Below are 18615 nucleotides of genomic sequence, written 5' to 3'. Positions count from 1 at the left end.
CTTGTTTCTTTCATGAATTACAAAGGGTCATCTGGTAGATTGTCACGCACATAGATCGCAGGGATCAGTTCGGGCGCCGGCGGCGGCGGAAGATCATCAACAATCGCTTGCAACAAAGCCAAGGCACGGCTCATCTCGATCTCGGGGCGCTGGTCGATGGCGACATCGACAACCCCTTCTTTCAGGGCCTCGCGGCTTTTTCCGGATACTTCGTGGATGATGCAAAAGATCCGTTTTTCCTGATCAGTCGTCCCTAACACCTCGATCAGGCCATCGTTGCCAGCGCCCGCGTTGTAGATCGCAGTGACGGCCTGCTCGGTCTCGACGCGCGCACGCAATGCCTGGCGCATCAGGCGATCCTGGTCCTTGGTCTCGATCAGGTCGCAAAACTCAATCTGCGGATAATCGGATCGTAGAACTTCGGTAAAGCCTCGGATGCGATCGCCGTGATCCCGGACATCCAGCGAACCGGCAAGCGGGATCACACGGCCGGGCTGCCCGCGATGGGCCATGCCGACCATGCGCGCTGCAGTGCGCCCGGCCTTGACGTTGTCGATCCCGATGTAGTGATCCCGACACGCTTTCGGCCCGTCAGAGACCAGCGTGACAACCTTCGCCCCCGCCTCGCGCAGCATCGTCAAGGCGCGATCCTGTCCCTGCCCGACACAGGCGATCCCATCATAGCGCTGCGCCAACAGATCCCACAAAGCGATTTCGAGGGCTTCGGTATCGAAGGCTGGGAATTCAATCACGTCAAGCTGAAGCTGCGCCGCCTTTATGTGCTGCCGGAATTTGGCGATCTGCTCGTGCATTCTCAGGAAGAACGGGTGCGAGCGCGACGGCAGAACAAAGGCCAAACGGCGCACGCGACTCCGCGAGAGATTGGCGGCGGCCACATTGCGCACGTAGCCCAATTGCTCCATGGCCCGCTCGACCTTGCGTACCGATTTTTCCGCGACATTGCCGCGCCGGTTCTGCACGCGGTCCGCGGTCGCATAGCTTACGCCCGCGAGTTGGGCGACGTCATGCAGCGTCGGGCTTTTGATGCCATCCTCCCAGCGCATAACCCCTCCAAACCACACGACCATCAGCTTAGTGAGCCAAAATGATGGTCGTCAATCATTTTCACCAGAGCATGTTTTTCCTAGTATGGATCATCACATGATTTACCAACGATCATACGTATTCGATTGGAATGCGCGTCGAACCACAACGCGATGGGAATCTGCTTAGAGCGACAGTTTCGACCAAGGCGCGCCAACGGCGCTTGCACCTCGCCCCGCGCTGCGCCCAACCCCATACCTGTACCGCCCGTGGACGTGCGCGGCGCGTTCCAAGCGCTCGAACACACCAACGCATCCGAGGCGCGTCTCAAAGCAGAAACTGCGCCCCGATCGGGCGCGCCGCGGCCCCTATGGCGCGCGCTTTGTGACCGATACTGCCCGCCTCGATGCGCGGGCAAATCAGGCCACGCCGGTCCTGTGTGACCACGTAGCGCCGGACCCGTTCGACCAGCTCATCTCGAATTTGCGCCGGGAAGGCTCCGTCGATTAGGATCGCTTCGAAATCTATGACCGAACAGGTCGACAAGGCCGCTTTCGACAACTCCTGCGCCGTTTGACCCAGCCAGGGATCGACATATCGTGCCAATCTGCTCCAGCTCTCGGGATCGGTCCACAACTGCCGCGAATCCAGATCAACCTCATGCAGCCTGCGTTCCAACTGATGGATAGAGGCCATATCCACCAACTGCATGCTTTCGCCATTGGGACCGATGCTGCGCAGCGACCCAAGGGCACCGGCGTTGCCTTGACGCCCTTCGTAGACGGAATTGTCCAACGCAATGCCCCCTCCGATATAGGCCCCGACAAAGAAATAGGCGTAATCCTGAAATTCCTTGCCGCGACCATAGGTGTGCTCCGCCTGACAAGCCGCCGTTGCGTCGTTCAATTGCAAAACCGGCAGGCCCGTCTGCTCTCGCAACAGACTTCTCAGGTCAAGGCCCCGCCAATCCGCAAAGACGCTCTCCTGACGGACATCGGTGTCGTCCCACATCTCGAATGCGGCGGCCACACCGAACCCGCAGATCCGCGCCCTGTGCAGATCGTCTAGCGTCGCGGTAATCTCGCTGACGCCATCCTCAACGAAGCCGAAGATCTCGTCAGGATGCGGACGCGCGTAGGTGAGATGCCGCTCGTCACGGATCGCACCCGTGAAATCCAGCAGCACCAATTCCGCCGACCGCCGACCGATCTTGAGGCCAAACGAGAAAGCGCCTTCAGGATGAAGATGCATTGGTATCGACGGCTTGCCCACCTTGCCGCGAACAGGATCGCCGCGACGCACAAGGCCTTCGGATTCCAATCTGCGCAGGATGCTGGACACCGTAGGCGGCGACAAGCCGGCGTGGCGCGACAGGTCGCTTCCGGGCATCCCGCCATGGCGCTGGATCAGCGAAAGCAGAAGCCGTTCGTTGTGATCGCGAACGCCTCTTTGGCTCAGCCCAAAACTGAGCGATCTGACCAGTTCGTCTTTCATTGGCGCATACACATGCCCTCTTTCGCGGATTCAGTATAGAGCATTCTGTTAAATAAAGAAAGTTAACTAATTAATTGACAGGTCAGTTCGAATCGTGACTCTTTGAGCCTAGACGGCCCGCGGAGGGGTCGTGGATCGGGCGGGGCCAACCCCGCCGAAACCTGGTCTGGGAGGACACAATGAAGAAGCTACTGATCGGCACCGCTCTGGCGACATTTGCAACGAGCGGCGCGGCGATGGCCGACGGGCACGGCGTATCCGCGTGCCTCATCACCAAAACCGACACCAACCCGTTTTTCGTCATGATGCGGCAGGGCGCAGAGGCCGCTGCCGAAGAGCTCGGGATCACCTTGAACTCCTACGCCGGGCAGGTGGACGGCGACAACGAGGCTCAGGTGGCCGCGATTGAAACTTGCATCGCAAACGGTGCCTCGGGGATCTTGATCACCGCATCCGACACTGCCGCCATCGTTCCCGCCGTGGAAGAGGCGCGTGCCGCTGGCATCCTTGTAATCGCGCTCGACACACCGCTTGAGCCCATCGAAGCCGCTGATGCGACCTTTGCCACAGACAACTTCGCCGCTGGCGAATTGATCGGCCAATGGGCCGCGGGCGCGCTGGGGGATGCAGCCGCCGACGCGCGGATCGCGATGCTTGACCTCGCGATCAGCCAGCCAACCGTTGGCGTGTTGCGCGACCAGGGCTTTCTGACGGGCTTTGGCATCGATGTCGTTGACCCCAACATGTGGGGCGATGAAACCGACGAACGGATCATCTGTAACGAGGTCACCGCTGGCAACGAAGAAGGCGGGCGCACGGCGATGGAAACCTGCCTTGCCGCCGACCCCGACATCAACGTCGTCTACACGATCAACGAACCCGCTGCAGCAGGCGCATACGAGGCGCTCGTGGCCGTGGGCCGTCAGGATGATGTCCTGATCGTCTCAGTCGACGGGGGCTGCCCCGGTGTTGCGGATGTCGCTGATGGTGTTATTGGCGCCACCTCGCAGCAATACCCGCTGCTTATGGCGTCTTTGGGCATCGAGGCCATCGCCGCCTATGCCGAAGACGGAAGCCTACCTGAAAACACGCCTGGCAAGGACTTCTTCGACACTGGCGTGGCGCTTGTGACCGCGGATCCAATCGACGGTGTCGACAGCATCTCCGTCGAAGAAGGCGCCAACCTCTGCTGGGGCTGAACTGAACGGGGGGCATCGGAGCCCGAACCATGCTAAACGAAGGGCGGGCCACGGTCCGCCCTTTGAAAATCAAGACCGCAAGTGTTGGAAGACAGAGGCAGAAAACATGGCGCAGAAAGCGGAGAATTTCGAAGACGGCCTTAAGGGCGCGCAACAAAGCGTTGCCAGCTTTGAAGTAAACAACAAATCCCTTCTCATGCGCTTCCAAAGCGCGCTGCACAAAACGCCGTCGCTGGTGCCGTTGATCGTTTTGGGATGCGCTATCATGATCTTCACCGGTTGGCTTGGGCCCCGGTTCCTGCCGCAAATGACACTTGTGTTTCAGCAGATACAGATCGTCGGCATTCTAGCCCTCGCCCAAACCCTTGTCATTCTCACGGCCGGAATTGACCTGTCGGTTGGCGCGATTGCGGTATTCTGCTCGGTGATCATGGGGCAATTCACCTTCCGCTATGGCATTCCACCCGCCGTTGCCGTGGCCTGCGGCCTCGCGGCAGGCGCGGCCATCGGGGCCCTGTCTGGCTGGCTGGTAACGCGGATCAAGATACCGCCGTTCATCGCCACACTTGGCGTGTGGCAAATCGTGTTGGCCGCCAACTATATCTACTCGCGCAACGAGACCATCCGCGCCCGCGACATACGCGAGGACGCGCCGATGCTGCAGTGGCTTGGGCTCAAGCCGAACGAACAGTTGGTCCTTTGGATCGACGGACTGCGCGGCAACGTCTACGAACGGATCCGCCCCAACGACACCGATCAATTCCTTCTCGACCTGATTTGGCAGACCAAGATCACCTACGGCGTCCTGACCCTGATCGTGTTGACCTTCGTTCTCGCCTATATGCTGCGCTCCACCGCTTGGGGCCGTCATGTCTATGCCGTGGGCGACGACCCCGAGGCAGCGGAACTGGCCGGCGTCAACGTCAAGCGCACGCTGATGTCTGTTTATATGCTCGCGGGTCTGATCGCGGCAATCGCGGGATGGTCCCTCATTGGGCGCTTCGCCTCCGTCTCGCCCAGTGCGTCGACAGGCATTGAAGGCAATATCGAGTCGATCACCGCCGTGGTGATTGGCGGTATATCCCTCTTTGGCGGTCGTGGGTCGATATGGGGCGCATTCTTCGGGGCACTCATCGTCGGGGTCTTCATGCTCGGGCTCGGAATGGCCGGGGTGAACCCGCAATGGACATTCATGTTGATCGGCACATTGATCATTTTGGCTGTCGGCATCGACCAGTGGATCAGAAAGGTGGCCGCGTGATGGAACCCATTCTAAAAGGTCGCAATCTGACCAAGCGGTATGGCAAGGTCGTGGCGCTCGACAATTGCGATTTCGACCTCTACCCCGGCGAGATCCTGGCCGTGATCGGCGACAACGGAGCGGGCAAATCGACCTTGATCAAGGCTTTGTCCGGCGCTGTGGTGCCCGACAAGGGGGTGGTCGAACTGGAGGGAGAAAAGGTTCACTTCACCTCGCCCAACGATGCCCGCCACGCAGGGATCGAGACGGTTTACCAAACCCTCGCCGTCAGCCCCGCCCTGTCCATCGCCGACAACATGTTCATGGGGCGGGAACTACGCAAACCGGGGTGGCGCGGCAAATTCCTGAAGCAATTGGACAAGGCCGCGATGGAGGCCAAGGCGCGCGAGAAGCTGAACGAATTGGGCCTGATGACGATCCAGAACATCAATCAGGCGGTCGAGACCTTGTCGGGTGGGCAGCGCCAAGGTGTCGCGGTGGCACGGGCGGCGGCCTTTGGCTCCAAGGTCATCATCCTCGACGAGCCGACAGCAGCCCTAGGGGTCAAGGAGTCGCGAAAGGTTCTGGAACTGATCCTCGACGTCCGGTCGCGCGGCATCCCGATCATCCTGATCAGCCACAACATGCCCCATGTCTTCGAAGTCGCCGACCGTATTCACGTCCACCGCTTGGGTCGCCGGCTCTGCATTGTCGACCCGAAAGACTACACGATGTCCGATGCGGTCGCGTTCATGACCGGCGCAAAAGACGCCCCAGACCAGGCACCCGCCGCCTAAGCGTTGAACGCGGCTATTTGAATGCGGTGGCCGTGGCAGTGGTCCAGGAAACGTACCTGCGTGGAGGCCTTCCGGCTTGGCAATCGGGCCTCCGCACGAGGTCAAAACGCTTTAGTGCCCCGCACGGAGCAACTCACTGATGGTCAGGCAATTGCTGAGTGAGGTGGCCAGAACGTCAATCGTGCCGGTGCGTAGCGCGCCAAGGATCGCCATGGCCTTACTGGGCTCGGCGGCAATCGCGATCGTGGTAGAGACGCGCTGCAAATCCTCACGTGAGAGGCCAATGACCCGTCCGCCAAGCACATCGTTGCACGGATCGCCCTGCGCATTGAAGAAATCATATCCCATGAGGTCGCCGACCACGCCTGCGTCCTGCGCCATACGAATCTCGTCGGTTGAGAACCAGCCCATGCGCGACATGTGACTGTCGGGTCCAAGATCGCCGATCCCGACAAGCGCATAATCCGCGCTGCGGGCAAGGTTCAGGGTGCGGCGCACGGTGCCATTGCTGATCAGGCTCTCGCGCAGATCGGCCTCGGGCACGAAAGCGGGGGCATAGAGTGTCACGGCCGACCCACCGAAACGGCGCGCGAGGTTCCGACAGATGTGATCGGCATTGCCTTCCGACCCAGCCTCGGCCGCACCGCCGGAGCCCGACACGAAGGTCAGGGTCTCGAAGGTGCGGGCCGCCTGCATTTCGGCCACGGCGGCCACGTTGCGGCCCATGCCAACAGCGACGACAAGGTTCTCGCGCAGGTTCGATTCAAGGAAATGCGTGACTGTCATTGCCACGTTGCGACGCTGCTGTTGCTGCGATTGCGAGGCCGGCGAGACCAACAGATGCTTGAGCCCGAACCGGTCGCACAGCTCCTTTTCGATCGCCTTTGTCTGAGACGAATGAAACCGCACGCGGATCTCCACCAGGCCCGCTTCCTGCGCGTCCTTGATCATCCGATTGACCTTCATCCGCGACAGATCAAGCGCTCGGGCGATGGCGTCCTGCGTTTCACCTTCGATGTAATAGCGCCGCGCAATCTCAGCCAAAAGGCCATAGGTGGCCTCGGGCGTTTGGGCTGTGAAATGCGTCGGTACGGCCAAACGGGCGATCCCTCTTGTGCTCAGCCCGCGACGCGAGCGGCCTCTTCGTGATGTCTGATCCGGTCCACCTTCGGACCGGAGCGCCCGCTTTCGAACGACGCGTTAAGGAAAGACGAAACGATGGACTTTGCAAGCTCCGGTCCGACGATCCGGGCACCGATGCAAAGGATTTGGGCATCATTACTCTTTTGCGCGCGCTCTGCGGAATAGGTGTCGTGAGCCTGCGCAGCGCGGATGCCGCGCACCTTGTTGGCGCTGATGCACACGCCGATGCCCGTGCCGCAGATCAACACGGCGCGGTCATGATTTCCGGAGACCACTTCGCGGGCCACGTCAACCGCGATGTCAGGGTAAAGGACCGTTTCATCAGCCTTTACCCCAAAGTCCACGACCCTGTGCCCCAGCGCTTCGATATGGCCTTTGAGCAGTTCCTTGAGTTCGAACCCTGCCTCGTCACACCCGATTGCTATGCGCATGAATTTCTCCTTAGATGCCGAACAAATGCACATCACGTGGGAAACTGTCAATCCTTCACTGCGGTAGGGCGCCGCGCAAAAAGAAGCAATACATGTCAATGAATACAACTAGATTAGGCAGGTATTGCGGCGACTCATCCTAAGGTTGCACTCCGAGCGCGATCAGGTTTGCCCGCTTGACCCGATTTTTCATTTGTGCATGTTATGAACAAAAGCACGGGAGAGTCATATATGCCGCCGCCCCTACTGGAGGTCAAAGAGGTCACGAAGTCGTTCGGCGGCGTTACGGCCCTTTCCGATGGTCGGTTCAAGCTCGAGCGCGGCACCGTCCATGCGCTGTGCGGCGGCAACGGCGCGGGTAAATCAACATTTCTTTCGATCGTGATGGGCATCCAGCCGCGCGATTCCGGTTCGATCCTTCGCGACGGTGCCGAGGTGACATTTCGCACGCCCGGCCAGGCGCTCGCGGCGGGGATCTCGATCATCGAGCAAGAGCTGAGCCCGGTTCCCGCGATGACGGTGGCTGAAAATATCTACCTCGGACGCGAACCTTTGGCCGTCTTCGGTAGGGTCGATTTCCGCACCATGAATGCCAATGCGCAGGCGCTTTTGGACGAGCTGCATTTCGGAATTGATGCGCGCACGGTTATGATGGACCTCAGCGTGGCGGAGTTGCAGCTGGTCGAGATTGCCAAAGCGCTGAGCTACGACGCCGAGATTATCATCATGGACGAACCGACTTCTGCGCTCGGCGAGGCCGAGGCCGACCAGTTGTTCGCCGCCATTGCGACGCTGAAGGCGCAGGGTAAGGGCATTGTCTACGTCAGCCACCGCCTGTCGGAAATATTCGAAATTGCAGACAGTTACACTGTTTTTCGTGATGGTGCCTATGTCGGCAGCGGCGCTATTTCTGATGTGACGCGCGAGGCGTTGATCCAGATGATCGTCGGACGTCCGCTAACCGAAGAGTTCGTCAAAGAGAACGTCCCCGGCACCGACCAGGCGCTGTCCGTGCGCGGGCTCAATTCGCTTAACCACGTCAAGGATGTGAGCTTCGACGTCCACAGAGGCGAAATCCTCGCGGTTTTCGGCCTTATGGGTTCGGGCCGCAGTGAAATCTTCGAGCGACTGTTTGGCCTCGTTGAGGATATGGGCGGCGAGATTGCTCTTGATGGCAAACCGATCCGCGTTTCTTCGCCGGCGCAAGCCATCGACCATGGGTTGGCCTTTGTTACCGAGGACCGCAAGGGCAGCGGGTTGGTTCTGTCGGCGAGTGTGCGCGCCAACATTTGCATGGCGCAATTGGCCGAGCTTGGGTTCGGCCCGGTGATGAGCCCCCAGCGCGAGGGCAAGGCCGCGCGCGACATGATCGACAAGTTCCGCATCAAAACCGCGACCGACCTTCTGGATGTGGCGGGCCTGTCGGGGGGGAATCAGCAAAAGGTCGTTCTGGGCAAGTGGTTCCTGACCGAGCCGAAGGTGCTGCTGCTGGACGAGCCGACACGCGGCGTTGATGTGGGTGCGAAACGCGAGATTTATCGTGTGATGTCCGACTTTGCCGCCGCCGGCGGTGCGGTTGTGATGGTGTCATCCGAAACGGACGAGGTTCTCGGCATGGCCGACCGCGCCATCGTGATGCGCGACGGCACCATATCCGGAGAATTGTCGCGCGCCGAACTGAGCGCCGACCGGTTGGTCCATTTGGCCGCCTGAAGACGGGATTGTAGGAGATACAAACGACATGGAAGCCAAGCAAACAGCCCCGGCACAGGCAGCGCAAGCGCAAGACGCGTGGAAGCAGCAGCTTGCGGCCTATGGTCAGAAATACGGCATCCTGATTGCGTTGGTGCTGATCTGCCTGGTGCTGGCCGTCGTGAACGAACATTTCCTGAGCACCCGCAACATCCTCAACGTGCTGCGCCAGACCTCGATCAACGGGATCCTGGCGATCGGCATGACATTCGTGATCCTGACCCGCGGGATCGACCTGTCGGTGGGATCGGTCGTGGCGCTTGCCGGGATTGTCGCGGCATCGCTCGCGACCACATCCTCGACCGCTATGGTGGCTGGCGGGCCCTACCCCGCGCTGTTGGCGATTGCCATTGGCCTCTCGGTTGGCATGGCCTGCGGGGCGGTCTCGGGCGTTGTCGTTGCACGCTTTGCAGTGCCCGCCTTTGTCGCCACCCTGGGCATGCTGTCCGCAGCCCGTGGCCTGACGCTTCTTTACGGCGACGGCCGCCCGGTTCCCGCGCTGACCCCAGAATTCCGCTGGATCGGCACCGGTGAGGTCTTTGGCATCCCCATGCCGGTGATCCTTTTTGCGGTCGTCTTCCTTGTGGCTTGGTGGGTGCTGAATTCGACGCGCTTCGGCCGCCACGTCTATGCGGCGGGCGGCAACCCCCATGCCGCCGAGGTGTCCGGCATCAATGTGAAACGCATCCGCCTGATGGTTTACGTGATCTCCGGCGCGCTTGCGGGGCTCGCAGGCATGATGCTGGCAGCACGCACCGGCTCTGCCCTGCCGCAGGCGGGCATCGCCTATGAGCTGGACGCCATCGCAGCGGTGGTTATTGGCGGCACCAGCCTTGCGGGTGGTGTGGGCCGAGTGACCGGTACCGTGATCGGTGCGTTGCTCATCGGTGTGGTCAACAACGGCCTCGATCTGATGGGGGTCGAATCCTACTACCAGCAAGTCATCAAGGGGGTGCTGATTGTCGCCGCCGTGATGCTCGACCAGGCGCGGCATCGCCGCGAATAGCCCGGTCGATCTTTACCACTCACTCTGTGCAAAAAAATCCAAGGGAGGAGCACATTATGAAGAAGACATTGATTGCCATGTTGGCGACCAGCGCGTTGACGGCCCCCGCCGTCGCGCAGGACGTGCCGCAAATCGGTGCTGCAGTTTACGGCCTGAACGCCGAATTCATGCAAATCTGGTCCGCAGCTCTCGAAGAGCATCCGGCGGTTCAGGAAGGTCTCGTGGACATCACGATCTTCGACGGCCGTTACGACGCGCTCGTACAGCAGGAACAGTTCGAGACGATGATCACGCAGGAATTCGACGCGATCATCTTCGTGCCGATCGACATCGAAGCAGGCGCAACCGCAGTCGAAGCGGCTTCCGAGGCCGGTATCCCGGTCGTGGGATCCAATACGCGGGTCAACAGCGACCTGCTGCATTCCTATGTCGGCTCGGACGACGTGCGCTCTGGCTACATGCTGGCGCGCTACGTTCTTGATCAGATCGGCTGCGAAGGCAACGTCGTGATCCTCGAAGGCCCCATCGGTCAGTCGGCACAGATCAGCCGCCTGGAAGGCAACATGCAAGCCCTGGCCGAATGCCCAGACGTCAACATCCTCGAGCAGCAGACCGCCAACTGGTCGCGTGCCGAAGCGCAGACGCTGATGGAAAACTGGCTGACGTCCCATGACGGTGAGATCGACGGCGTCATCGGCCAGAACGACGAAATGGCCCTCGGCGCAATCGAGGCGATCCGTGCGGCTGGCCTGAGCGTTGACGACTTCGCAGTCGCCGGCATCGACGGGATCACCGACGCACTTGTGGCCGTTCAGGGTGGCGATATGGCCTCCATCCTGCAGGACGCCCGCGCCCAGGCACAAGGCGCGCTTGACGTGGCGCTGGCCGCCGTGAAGGACGACTACGAGCCGATGTCGGACATCTGGACATCCTACACCGACATGCCTTGGAACGCAGGGGCCGACGCGGAGTATTCCGTTCCGTGGACGCCCGTGAACGACGAAAACGTCGAGGCATTGCTGGCCACTCGTCAGTAATCGACGCTTGATACCACATCCGGGGCGGCCACGCGTCGCCTCGGATACCCTGCCCCGAGACCGGCAAAAAGACCGGCAGCAAGACGACAGAAGGGAGTGCTGAGGCCATGGCCGATGCCAATCTGGATTTTGAATTTTCGCTCGATGGAAAGACCGCGGTTGTGACCGGCGGTGCCTCGGGCATCGGGGCGGCCATCGTGCACGCCTTCGCCGCGAAGGGCGCACATGTTGCCGTTCTCGACCTCAACGCTGAGGCCGCCGCCGAACAGGCCGCGCAGCACGACGGCGCCATGTCGACAGCCTGCAATGTCGCTGATCCCGACAGCGTGAACGCCGCCGTGGGCGACGTCGAAACGGCCTTTGGGCACATTGATATTCTGGTCAATTGCGCGGGCATTGTCGATCTGGCGCCTGCCGCCGAAATCGAGCTTTCGGCCTGGAGCCGGACCCTTGATATCAATCTCACCGGCAGTTTTCTTGTGGCGCAGGCTGTGGGTCGGTCGATGATCGCCCAAGGCAACGGTGGCGCAATCATCAACCTCGCCTCTCAGGCAGGCTCGGTCGCCATCGACGCCCACGTGGCCTATTGCGCCTCGAAATTCGGGGTGATCGGATTAACCAAAACGCTGGCGCTGGAATGGGGCGGGCATGGGATTACGGTGAACTCGATTTCGCCGACAGTTGTACTGACCGAGCTTGGGAAAAAGGCCTGGGAAGGCCCCAAGGGCGACGCGATGAAGGCGCAGATCCCCACCGGCCGTTTTGCCGAACCCGAAGAGATCGCGGCCGCGGCCGTGTTCCTCGCCTCGCCCGGCGCACGGATGATCAACGGCGCCGACCTCATTGTCGACGGCGGCTTTACCGTCAAGTAAAGGCATCAAGGAAAAGACCATGCAAAGGTTCATCAACAACCCCGACGACATCGTCGACCAAACTGTGCGCGGTTTTGTGCGTGCCCATGCCGATCGCGTGCGTCTGGACGCGGAAAACAATCGCGTGATCCTGTCCAACGACACGCCGAAGCAGGGCCGCGTCGGGATTGTGACCGGCGGCGGCTCGGGTCATGAACCCGCCTTCATCGGCTATACCGGCCGCAACATGGTCGATGCTGTCGCCATCGGAGAGCTGTTCTCCTCGCCCACCGCCAAGTCGTTTCAGGATGCGATCCGCGCCGTCGATGGCGGTGCCGGGGTTGCCGTACTTTACGGCAATTACGCGGGCGACAATATGAATGTGAAGATGGCCTCGCGCATGGTCGCCAAGGCCGGAATCGAGGTGGCCACGGTCGTTGCCAATGATGATGTCAGCTCCGCCCCAAAAGACGAACGCGAAAAGCGCCGTGGCGTAGCCGGAGAGATCTTCATGTGGAAGATCGGCGGCGCGAAGGCCGCGACCGGCGCAAACCTGCACGACGTGATCGCCAGCGCGCAGAAAGCCATCGACAATTGCCGCTCCGTGGGGGTCGGCCTGACACCTTGCACATTGCCCGCCGCGGGCAAACCGAATTTTCAGATCGAGCCGGGCATGATGGAGGTCGGCATCGGCCACCACGGCGAGCCGGGCACACGCATCGAACCACTCAAGCCTGCCGATGCCGTGGCCGACGACATGGTGGAAATCGTGCTCGAAGATCACGACATGCCCGCAGGGACCGAGGTTGCCGTATTGGTTTCAGGCCTCGGAGCGACGCCAATCAATGAGCTGTACGTATTGTATGACCGGATGGCGGACCGGATCGAGGCGGCGGGCTATAAGGTCCATCGCGGGCTGGTCGGGAATTACTTTACCTCGCTGGAAATGATGGGAGCGACCCTTACGATCATGGCGCTGGACGACGAGTTGAAGACCCTGCTCGATGCTCCGACCAACGTGCCCGGCTTTTGAGGAGGCAGGCGCAATGACGACACTGACCAACAAGGGCAGCGCGGCCATCTTATGCGAAGTGGCCGACGTGATCGTTGAAAACCGAACCTACCTGAGCGAGATCGATGGCAAGATCGGCGACGGCGACCACGGCTTCAACATGTCAAAGGGTTTTGACCGGGCCAAAGGGCGGATCGACGCCGCGAATGACACACTCGACGCGGCGATGTCGACATTGTCGGATGTCCTTATGTCCGAGATCGGTGGCTCCATGGGACCGCTCTACGGGATGATGTTTGCCGACATGGCCGACGCGCTCTCCGGCAAGGCGCAGATCGATGCGCAGACCTTTGGCGAGATGCTTCACGCGGGGCTCGAAGGAGTTCAGGCGATTGGCGAGGCAAAGGTCGGCGACAAGACCCTCTTGGATACGCTTGTCCCCGCGATCGAGACCTATGACGCAGCACTTGGCGAGGGAGCGGATTGGGCAACGGCATTGGCGCGGATGACCGCAGCCGCCGAGGCCGGACGCGACAGCACCGAAGACATGGTGGCCAAGGTTGGCCGGTCCAGCCGTCTTGGTGAACGCTCCCGCGGGGTGCTTGATGCGGGAGCGACGTCGTGTTGCCTGATCCTCGTGACGCTTGCGCGCGGGATCGAGGCGCGCCTCCCAGCCTGATCTGCGAGGCGGCCGTTTCGAGCGCTCAGCTGCAAACGGCCGCACCGATCCCGAGACCTACGCCACCGCAGCCGTGTCTCGACCTGCCGCCCCGTATAGCGCGTATACACGCAATGCGGCCTGCGCCGCCTCGCGGCCCTTCCCGACAAAATGGCTGGCAAAGAAATCGCTGTGGGCTTGCGTCTCGTGGAACTGATGCGGGGTCAAAGAGACGGACAGCACCGGCACGCCGGTCTTGATCTGCACATCCATCAAGCCCGTTACCACGGCCTGCGCCACGAAATCATGGCGGTAGATCCCCCCATCGACGACCAGAGCCGCCGCCGCGATGGCATCGTACTCGCCCGTCAGGGCAAGGGATTGTGCCAGCAGGGGCATCTCAAACGCGCCGGGGACATCATGCACCTCGATCACGGCCTCGGGACAACGCGTGGCGAGCTCCTCCGCGAAGCCATCCAAGGCGCGATCCACGATGTTGGAATGCCAGTTGGCCTTGATGAAGGCGAATTTGGGCGATTTTGTCATTGCTTCGGGTCCTTTCACGTCATGACAAAACCCAGAGCAAACCGCGCAGCCCGTGTCAGGGCTCCGCTGGCCATTCTCTTTCATCCGGACTGTGACCGTCGGCCCCGGAATTTCACCGGTGTCTGCTGACCTTCGACGGATCGAAGCGCTCGCGGGCTATAACCGCCGGTGGGGAATTTCACCCCGCCCTGAGAATGCCGAAGAGGTACCCAGTCTCGATGCGCGGTGCAAGGCGATCCGATGGGGCGCGTGGCCAGGATGGCCGTCGGCGGGAAATCAGCCCCTTCACAGGCACATCCATGCCCTCAGGCGCGCAAGATGGTCACCGAACACTTTGCATGACGCGCCACCCGCGCCGCGGTCGAGCCGATGAGGTAATCCTGAAAATCCGGCCGGTGGGCGGCCATGACGATCTGCGCGGCGCCGATTTCACCGGCGATGTTCAGAATTTGCTCGTATGCCGTGCCATGGCAAACCATATGCTTGATCTGTGCATGCAAGTCCGGCCCAAGCACGTCTTCGGTAACCTTGTGCAGCGCTTGGTTGGCCTCTTCCAAGGCTTTCTGCTCGGCGCCGTCCTGAAAGAAGGATCCCACGATGCTCATTCCGAAATCCGGGATAACGGTCACGACCGCGAGTGTGTTGCCTTCCATGTCCGCCAGCTGCGCCGCCTTTGCAAGGATAAGCGCGTGATGGGCCGGGTGGGCAAGGTCGATGGCGGCAAGTGTGTACTGGGTCATGCAAGAGCCTCCTCATCACGGTTGGGCATCCGCCTGCGCTGGATCAATGCGATCAACCCCAGAACAAGAAGTGCGGGGATAAAGAAGATCTCCTTCGGCATCCGCTCGGCCTCCACCTCGATCGTGGTCACGATCCAGTCGAAATCGATACCCATCTGCTCGGCAGTGCCGCCAAAGGCCAGAAGATCCACCACGATTTGCCCGTCCCGCTCCACCAGATCGAGGCCCGCGGTCTGCGACAGGCGTGTGAACCCATCGGCCCCGACGTCGCCGAGGGGCAGAAGGAAGGTGGATGACACGAAATCCCCGTCCAGCGTCATGCCCTCCAACCCAACACGCAGCTCACCGTCCGGTGGCGCCTCTTCCGCCAGTGCAAAGATCTCGGCCGGAGGCATTTGGACGAATGGATCCTGAATCTGGTCCAGCCAGAAGCCCGGCCTGAACAACGTCAGCGCCACAACGACCAGCACAACGGATTCCCAAAGCCGCGAGCGCACGAGGAACCAGCCCATCGTGCCCGACGCGAACACAAGCATGGCTATGAGCGCCACCACAAACACCATGATTGCCTGCAGCAATGTCACATCCAGCAGCAGAAGGTCTGTGTTGAAGATGAACAGGAATGGCAGAAGTGCCGTGCGGATGGAATAGAAGAAGGCCTGGAAGCCCGTGCGCAACGGGTCGCCGCCCGAAATTGCCGCCGCCGCGAAACTGGCCAGCCCCACGGGCGGCGTCACGTCGGCCATGATCCCGAAGTAAAAGACGAACATGTGCACGGCGATCAGCGGCACGATCAGGCCGTTTTGCGCGCCAAGCTCTACCACGACCGAGGCCATGAGTGACGAGACCACGATGTAGTTGGCCGTCGTCGGCAGGCCCATCCCGAGGATGATCGAGATCAGCGCCACAAACACCAGCATCAGCATCAGGTTGCCGCCCGAAAGAAACTCCACAAACTCCGCCATCACCTGGCCCACACCGGTCAGCGTGACAGAACCCACGATGATGCCCGCGACAGCCATCGCACACGCCAGGCCGATCATGTTGCGTGCACCCGCGATCAAGCCTTCGGTCACTTCCCAAAAGCCTTCGACAATCCGCGCCTTGATCTGTCCTTCGCCGCGGAAGAACGCCTTGAGTGGCTTTTGCGTCAGCAGCGTCAGCAGCATGAAACTGGCCGACCAGAACGCCGAGAAACCTGGCGATTTCCGCTCCACCATCAGAAGGTACATCAGAAGTAGGATCGGCAGCAGGTAGTAGATGCCGGATTTGAAGATCTCGCGGGTTGGCGGCAGGTTCTGCATGCTTTCTACCGACAGCTCCAGGTCGGGACCCTTGGCTGCATACCAAACGGCCAGCACATAGCCCGCCAGGAAAAGCGCGATGATAACGTAGGTTGCAGCAGCGCCCAGAAGGCTTTCAGCCGCGCCAACGGCCAAGCCTGCAATGTAGAGTGTGCCACCCGCGATTATGATGCCGATGCAAATGATGAAGACCGCCGAAAGGATGAAGATCACCGGGTTCATCCGGCTGGTCCCCTTCATGCCCATCTTCAGCGCTTCGAGGTGGACGATATAGACCAGCGCCACGTAGGAAATCGCTGCCGGAACAATCGCCGATTTCACGACCTCGACGTAGGAGATGCCGACATATTCCGTCATCAGGAAGGCCACCGCCCCCATGACCGGCGGCGTCAAAACGCCGTTGATCGAGGACGAAACCTCGACCGCGCCGGCCTTGGACGGCGAGAAGCCAACCTTCTTCATCAGCGGGATGGTGAACGTACCTGTCGTCACCACGTTGGCGATGGACGATCCCGAGATCAGGCCTGTCGCCGCCGATGCAATGACGGCGGCTTTGGCCGGGCCACCGCGCAGATGCCCAAGCGTGGCGAAGGCCAGCGACAGGAAGTAGTTCCCTGCGCCCGCCTGGTTCAGCAGAGCCCCGAACAGCACGAACAGAAAAACGAAGCCCGATGAGACACCAAGCGCCACGCCGAACACACCTTCGGTGGTCAGCCACATATGGCTCATCGCGCGTTCGACCGATGCGCCGCGCCACTGGATCACATCCGGCAACCAGGAATACGACCCAAAGAAAACATAGGCCAGGAAGACGGCGGCCACGGCCATCAGCGGCAGACCAAGTGAACGCCGCGCGGCTTCCATCAACAACGCGATGCCAACGACAGCAGCCGCGATATCCATCTGATTGGGCGCGCCAGACCGGTCCGCAAGACCGTCCCAAAACAGGTAGAGATAGCCCGCACAAAACGCGCCGACCAAAGCGACGATCCAATCATGGATCGGGATCGTGTGGCGCGGACTGGATTTGAACGTCGGGAAGGCCGTAAAGGCGAGGAATACGGCGAACGCAAGGTGGATCGACCGCGCCTGCGCATTGTTCACCACGCCGAAACCGATCTCATAAGGAATGGGCGAGGCAATCCAAAGCTGGAACAACGACCATATGAGCGGTACCGCCCAAAGCACGTTACGATTGAACCGCCCCTTCGGCGCGCGCGCGCCGGTGTCGGCCTCGGCAATGAAGTCGTCTACATCGCCCGTATTGGTTTTCGTATCGGTCATGCCCGGCCCCACACCCTGTCGCTAGAACTGAAAAGGGCCGCCCGGATCTCTCCGTGCGGCCCGTGATGTCAGGGTCTTATTCGACCCAGCCACGCTCTTGGTAGTATTGCAGCGCGCCGGGGTGGATTTCGGCGGTCAGGCCGGAGGTGATCATCTCTTCCTCCGACAGGTTCGCGAAGGCCGGGTGCAGGCGCTTGAAGTCATCGAAGTTCTCGAAGACGGCGCTGACAACGGCGTAGACCATTTCGTTCGGGGTGCTGGCATCCGTCACAAACGTCGCGCGCGGCCCCCAGGATGAGATGTCATCGGGATTGCCGGGGTAAAGGCCACCGGGAATGGTTGCCGCTGCATAGGCCGGGTTGTCGGCCAGAAGGTTCTCCAAAGGCTCGCCCTCGATCGGGATCAGGACGACGTCACATGTCGACGTGGCTTCCTGCGTCGAGCCGTTCGGCAGGCCCGCGGCCCAGATCGTGGCGTCAATGTTGCCGTCGCAAAGCGCCGAGGCCTGTTCGGCCGAAGACAGCTCTGCCGCGAACGACAGATCGTCGATGGCAATGTCATGGTACTCCAACAGCGCTTCCGCCAGAACCCGCGTGCCCGAGCCCGGGTTGGCGATGTTCACGCGATTGCCCGCCAAGTCCGATACCGATGCAATGCCTGCGTCGGCATTGGCCATCAGGTGCATCGGTTCGGGGTGGATCGAAAACAATGCACGCAGTTCAGGATACGCACCGTCGTCTTCGAAGGCGCCGGTGCCGTTAATGGCCGCCGACTGCACATCTGATTGCACAACGCCGAAATTCAACTCGCCCTGGCGAATCGTACGGGTGTTGAAAACCGACCCGCCGGTCGATTCCACCGAGCAGCGCAAACCGTGATCGGCTCGGCCTGCGTTCACCAGACGGCAGATCGCGCCACCGGTCGGATAATAGACGCCCGTCACGCCGCCGGTCCCGATGGTGAAGAATTGTTGGTCCTGAGCGCTCGCAGCCCCGGCCAGCAGGAGGGCTGCGGCAGTGGTCGCTCCGAACAAAGCCTTCTGGGCTTTTTGGAATGTCATATGAAGTCTCCTTGTTG

17 protein-coding genes and 1 riboswitch are annotated in these 18615 nt (G+C 61.0%); of the genes, 9 read left to right on the top strand and 8 right to left on the bottom strand.

The features are described 5' to 3' along the window. Positions 1 to 17: 17 nt before the first annotated feature. Entirely contained in the window at positions 18 to 1064 is a 1047-nt protein-coding gene (locus V8J83_RS00155; RefSeq protein WP_339982102.1) for a LacI family DNA-binding transcriptional regulator, read from the bottom strand. A 307-nt stretch (positions 1065 to 1371) separates the two neighbouring features. After that, the gene (locus V8J83_RS00150) at positions 1372 to 2538 is read right to left on the bottom strand and encodes an ROK family transcriptional regulator (protein WP_339982099.1); all 1167 of its coding nucleotides are present in this window, start codon (positions 2536 to 2538) and stop codon (positions 1372 to 1374) included. Positions 2539 to 2717: 179 nt separating this feature from the next. Between V8J83_RS00150 and V8J83_RS00145 the strand changes: the two genes are divergently transcribed. From V8J83_RS00145 to V8J83_RS00135, 3 genes are all read left to right on the top strand, one after another. Beyond that, positions 2718 to 3737: a sugar ABC transporter substrate-binding protein gene (locus V8J83_RS00145; RefSeq protein WP_339982097.1), complete on the top strand. Its 1020-nt coding sequence runs from the start codon at positions 2718 to 2720 to the stop codon at positions 3735 to 3737. Positions 3738 to 3843: 106 nt separating this feature from the next. Further along, positions 3844 to 4998, top strand: coding sequence for an ABC transporter permease (locus V8J83_RS00140; RefSeq protein ID WP_339982094.1), 1155 nt, complete (start codon positions 3844 to 3846; stop codon positions 4996 to 4998). Further along, complete coding sequence (locus V8J83_RS00135; RefSeq protein ID WP_339982092.1) at positions 4998 to 5774, top strand: ATP-binding cassette domain-containing protein; 777 nt, start codon at positions 4998 to 5000, stop codon at positions 5772 to 5774. Before V8J83_RS00140 ends, V8J83_RS00135 begins: the two co-directional genes overlap by 1 nt. Positions 5775 to 5885: 111 nt before the next feature. Here V8J83_RS00135 and V8J83_RS00130 read toward each other — a convergent pair whose 3' ends face one another. Further along, positions 5886 to 6872, bottom strand: a complete 987-nt coding sequence (locus V8J83_RS00130; protein ID WP_339982089.1) for a sugar-binding transcriptional regulator — start codon at positions 6870 to 6872, stop codon at positions 5886 to 5888. A 20-nt stretch (positions 6873 to 6892) separates the two neighbouring features. After that, complete coding sequence (rpiB, locus tag V8J83_RS00125) at positions 6893 to 7348, bottom strand: ribose 5-phosphate isomerase B (protein WP_339982087.1); 456 nt, start codon at positions 7346 to 7348, stop codon at positions 6893 to 6895. A gap of 231 nt (positions 7349 to 7579) precedes the next feature. Here rpiB and V8J83_RS00120 point away from each other — a divergent pair, with 231 nt between their 5' ends. The 6 genes from V8J83_RS00120 to dhaL all read left to right on the top strand — a co-directional run bounded on the left by V8J83_RS00120 (position 7580) and on the right by dhaL (position 13685). Next, a complete protein-coding gene (locus V8J83_RS00120) occupies positions 7580 to 9061 on the top strand; it encodes a sugar ABC transporter ATP-binding protein (RefSeq protein ID WP_339982084.1) in 1482 nt (493 codons plus the stop codon). A gap of 28 nt (positions 9062 to 9089) precedes the next feature. Next, positions 9090 to 10106 carry an ABC transporter permease gene (locus tag V8J83_RS00115; protein WP_339982080.1) on the top strand — a complete coding sequence of 339 codons (1017 nt, stop codon included), beginning with the start codon at positions 9090 to 9092 and terminating at the stop codon, positions 10104 to 10106. A 56-nt stretch (positions 10107 to 10162) separates the two neighbouring features. Continuing rightward, complete coding sequence (locus V8J83_RS00110) at positions 10163 to 11143, top strand: substrate-binding domain-containing protein (RefSeq protein ID WP_339982078.1); 981 nt, start codon at positions 10163 to 10165, stop codon at positions 11141 to 11143. Between the two features lie 107 nt (positions 11144 to 11250). Next, on the top strand, positions 11251 to 12015 hold the full coding sequence (locus tag V8J83_RS00105) for a GolD/DthD family dehydrogenase (RefSeq protein ID WP_339982075.1): 765 nt from the start codon (positions 11251 to 11253) through the stop codon (positions 12013 to 12015). 19 nt (positions 12016 to 12034) lie between these two features. Further along, positions 12035 to 13027, top strand: a complete 993-nt coding sequence (locus tag V8J83_RS00100; protein WP_339982073.1) for a dihydroxyacetone kinase subunit DhaK — start codon at positions 12035 to 12037, stop codon at positions 13025 to 13027. A gap of 13 nt (positions 13028 to 13040) precedes the next feature. Continuing rightward, complete coding sequence (dhaL, locus tag V8J83_RS00095; RefSeq protein WP_339982071.1) at positions 13041 to 13685, top strand: dihydroxyacetone kinase subunit DhaL; 645 nt, start codon at positions 13041 to 13043, stop codon at positions 13683 to 13685. 57 nt (positions 13686 to 13742) lie between these two features. On the opposite strand, the gene V8J83_RS00090 is transcribed toward dhaL, so the two are convergent. The 4 genes from V8J83_RS00090 to V8J83_RS00075 form a co-directional block, all read right to left on the bottom strand. Further along, entirely contained in the window at positions 13743 to 14210 is a 468-nt protein-coding gene (locus V8J83_RS00090; protein WP_339982068.1) for a 6,7-dimethyl-8-ribityllumazine synthase, read from the bottom strand. 68 nt (positions 14211 to 14278) lie between these two features. Next, positions 14279 to 14410, bottom strand: a riboswitch (FMN riboswitch). Positions 14411 to 14515: 105 nt separating this feature from the next. Continuing rightward, the gene (locus V8J83_RS00085) at positions 14516 to 14950 is read right to left on the bottom strand and encodes a universal stress protein (protein ID WP_339982066.1); all 435 of its coding nucleotides are present in this window, start codon (positions 14948 to 14950) and stop codon (positions 14516 to 14518) included. Next, complete coding sequence (locus V8J83_RS00080; protein ID WP_339982064.1) at positions 14947 to 17538, bottom strand: TRAP transporter permease; 2592 nt, start codon at positions 17536 to 17538, stop codon at positions 14947 to 14949. Before V8J83_RS00080 ends, V8J83_RS00085 begins: the two co-directional genes overlap by 4 nt. A gap of 76 nt (positions 17539 to 17614) precedes the next feature. Then, a complete protein-coding gene (locus V8J83_RS00075; RefSeq protein WP_339982061.1) occupies positions 17615 to 18598 on the bottom strand; it encodes a TAXI family TRAP transporter solute-binding subunit in 984 nt (327 codons plus the stop codon). Positions 18599 to 18615 lie beyond the last annotated feature (17 nt).

Origin of the sequence: Gymnodinialimonas ulvae, from assembly GCF_037543845.1 — a bacterium.
Lineage (GTDB): Bacteria > Pseudomonadota > Alphaproteobacteria > Rhodobacterales > Rhodobacteraceae > Gymnodinialimonas > Gymnodinialimonas ulvae.
This window is presented reverse-complemented; position numbering and strand designations above follow the sequence as displayed.

Bases quoted from the DNA above. Each gene is read 5' to 3' on its own strand.
- V8J83_RS00155 (WP_339982102.1), bottom strand. From the start codon at position 1,064: ATGCGCTGGGAGGATGGCATCAAAAGCCCGACGCTGCATGACGTCGCC.
- V8J83_RS00150 (WP_339982099.1), bottom strand. From the start codon at position 2,538: ATGAAAGACGAACTGGTCAGATCGCTCAGTTTTGGGCTGAGCCAAAGA.
- V8J83_RS00145 (WP_339982097.1), top strand. From the start codon at position 2,718: ATGAAGAAGCTACTGATCGGCACCGCTCTGGCGACATTTGCAACGAGC.
- V8J83_RS00140 (WP_339982094.1), top strand. From the start codon at position 3,844: ATGGCGCAGAAAGCGGAGAATTTCGAAGACGGCCTTAAGGGCGCGCAA.
- V8J83_RS00135 (WP_339982092.1), top strand. From the start codon at position 4,998: ATGGAACCCATTCTAAAAGGTCGCAATCTGACCAAGCGGTATGGCAAG.
- rpiB (WP_339982087.1), bottom strand. From the start codon at position 7,348: ATGCGCATAGCAATCGGGTGTGACGAGGCAGGGTTCGAACTCAAGGAA.
- V8J83_RS00120 (WP_339982084.1), top strand. From the start codon at position 7,580: ATGCCGCCGCCCCTACTGGAGGTCAAAGAGGTCACGAAGTCGTTCGGC.
- V8J83_RS00115 (WP_339982080.1), top strand. From the start codon at position 9,090: ATGGAAGCCAAGCAAACAGCCCCGGCACAGGCAGCGCAAGCGCAAGAC.
- V8J83_RS00110 (WP_339982078.1), top strand. From the start codon at position 10,163: ATGAAGAAGACATTGATTGCCATGTTGGCGACCAGCGCGTTGACGGCC.
- V8J83_RS00105 (WP_339982075.1), top strand. From the start codon at position 11,251: ATGGCCGATGCCAATCTGGATTTTGAATTTTCGCTCGATGGAAAGACC.
- V8J83_RS00100 (WP_339982073.1), top strand. From the start codon at position 12,035: ATGCAAAGGTTCATCAACAACCCCGACGACATCGTCGACCAAACTGTG.
- dhaL (WP_339982071.1), top strand. From the start codon at position 13,041: ATGACGACACTGACCAACAAGGGCAGCGCGGCCATCTTATGCGAAGTG.
- V8J83_RS00090 (WP_339982068.1), bottom strand. From the start codon at position 14,210: ATGACAAAATCGCCCAAATTCGCCTTCATCAAGGCCAACTGGCATTCC.
- V8J83_RS00085 (WP_339982066.1), bottom strand. From the start codon at position 14,950: ATGACCCAGTACACACTTGCCGCCATCGACCTTGCCCACCCGGCCCAT.
- V8J83_RS00080 (WP_339982064.1), bottom strand. From the start codon at position 17,538: ATGACCGATACGAAAACCAATACGGGCGATGTAGACGACTTCATTGCC.
- V8J83_RS00075 (WP_339982061.1), bottom strand. From the start codon at position 18,598: ATGACATTCCAAAAAGCCCAGAAGGCTTTGTTCGGAGCGACCACTGCC.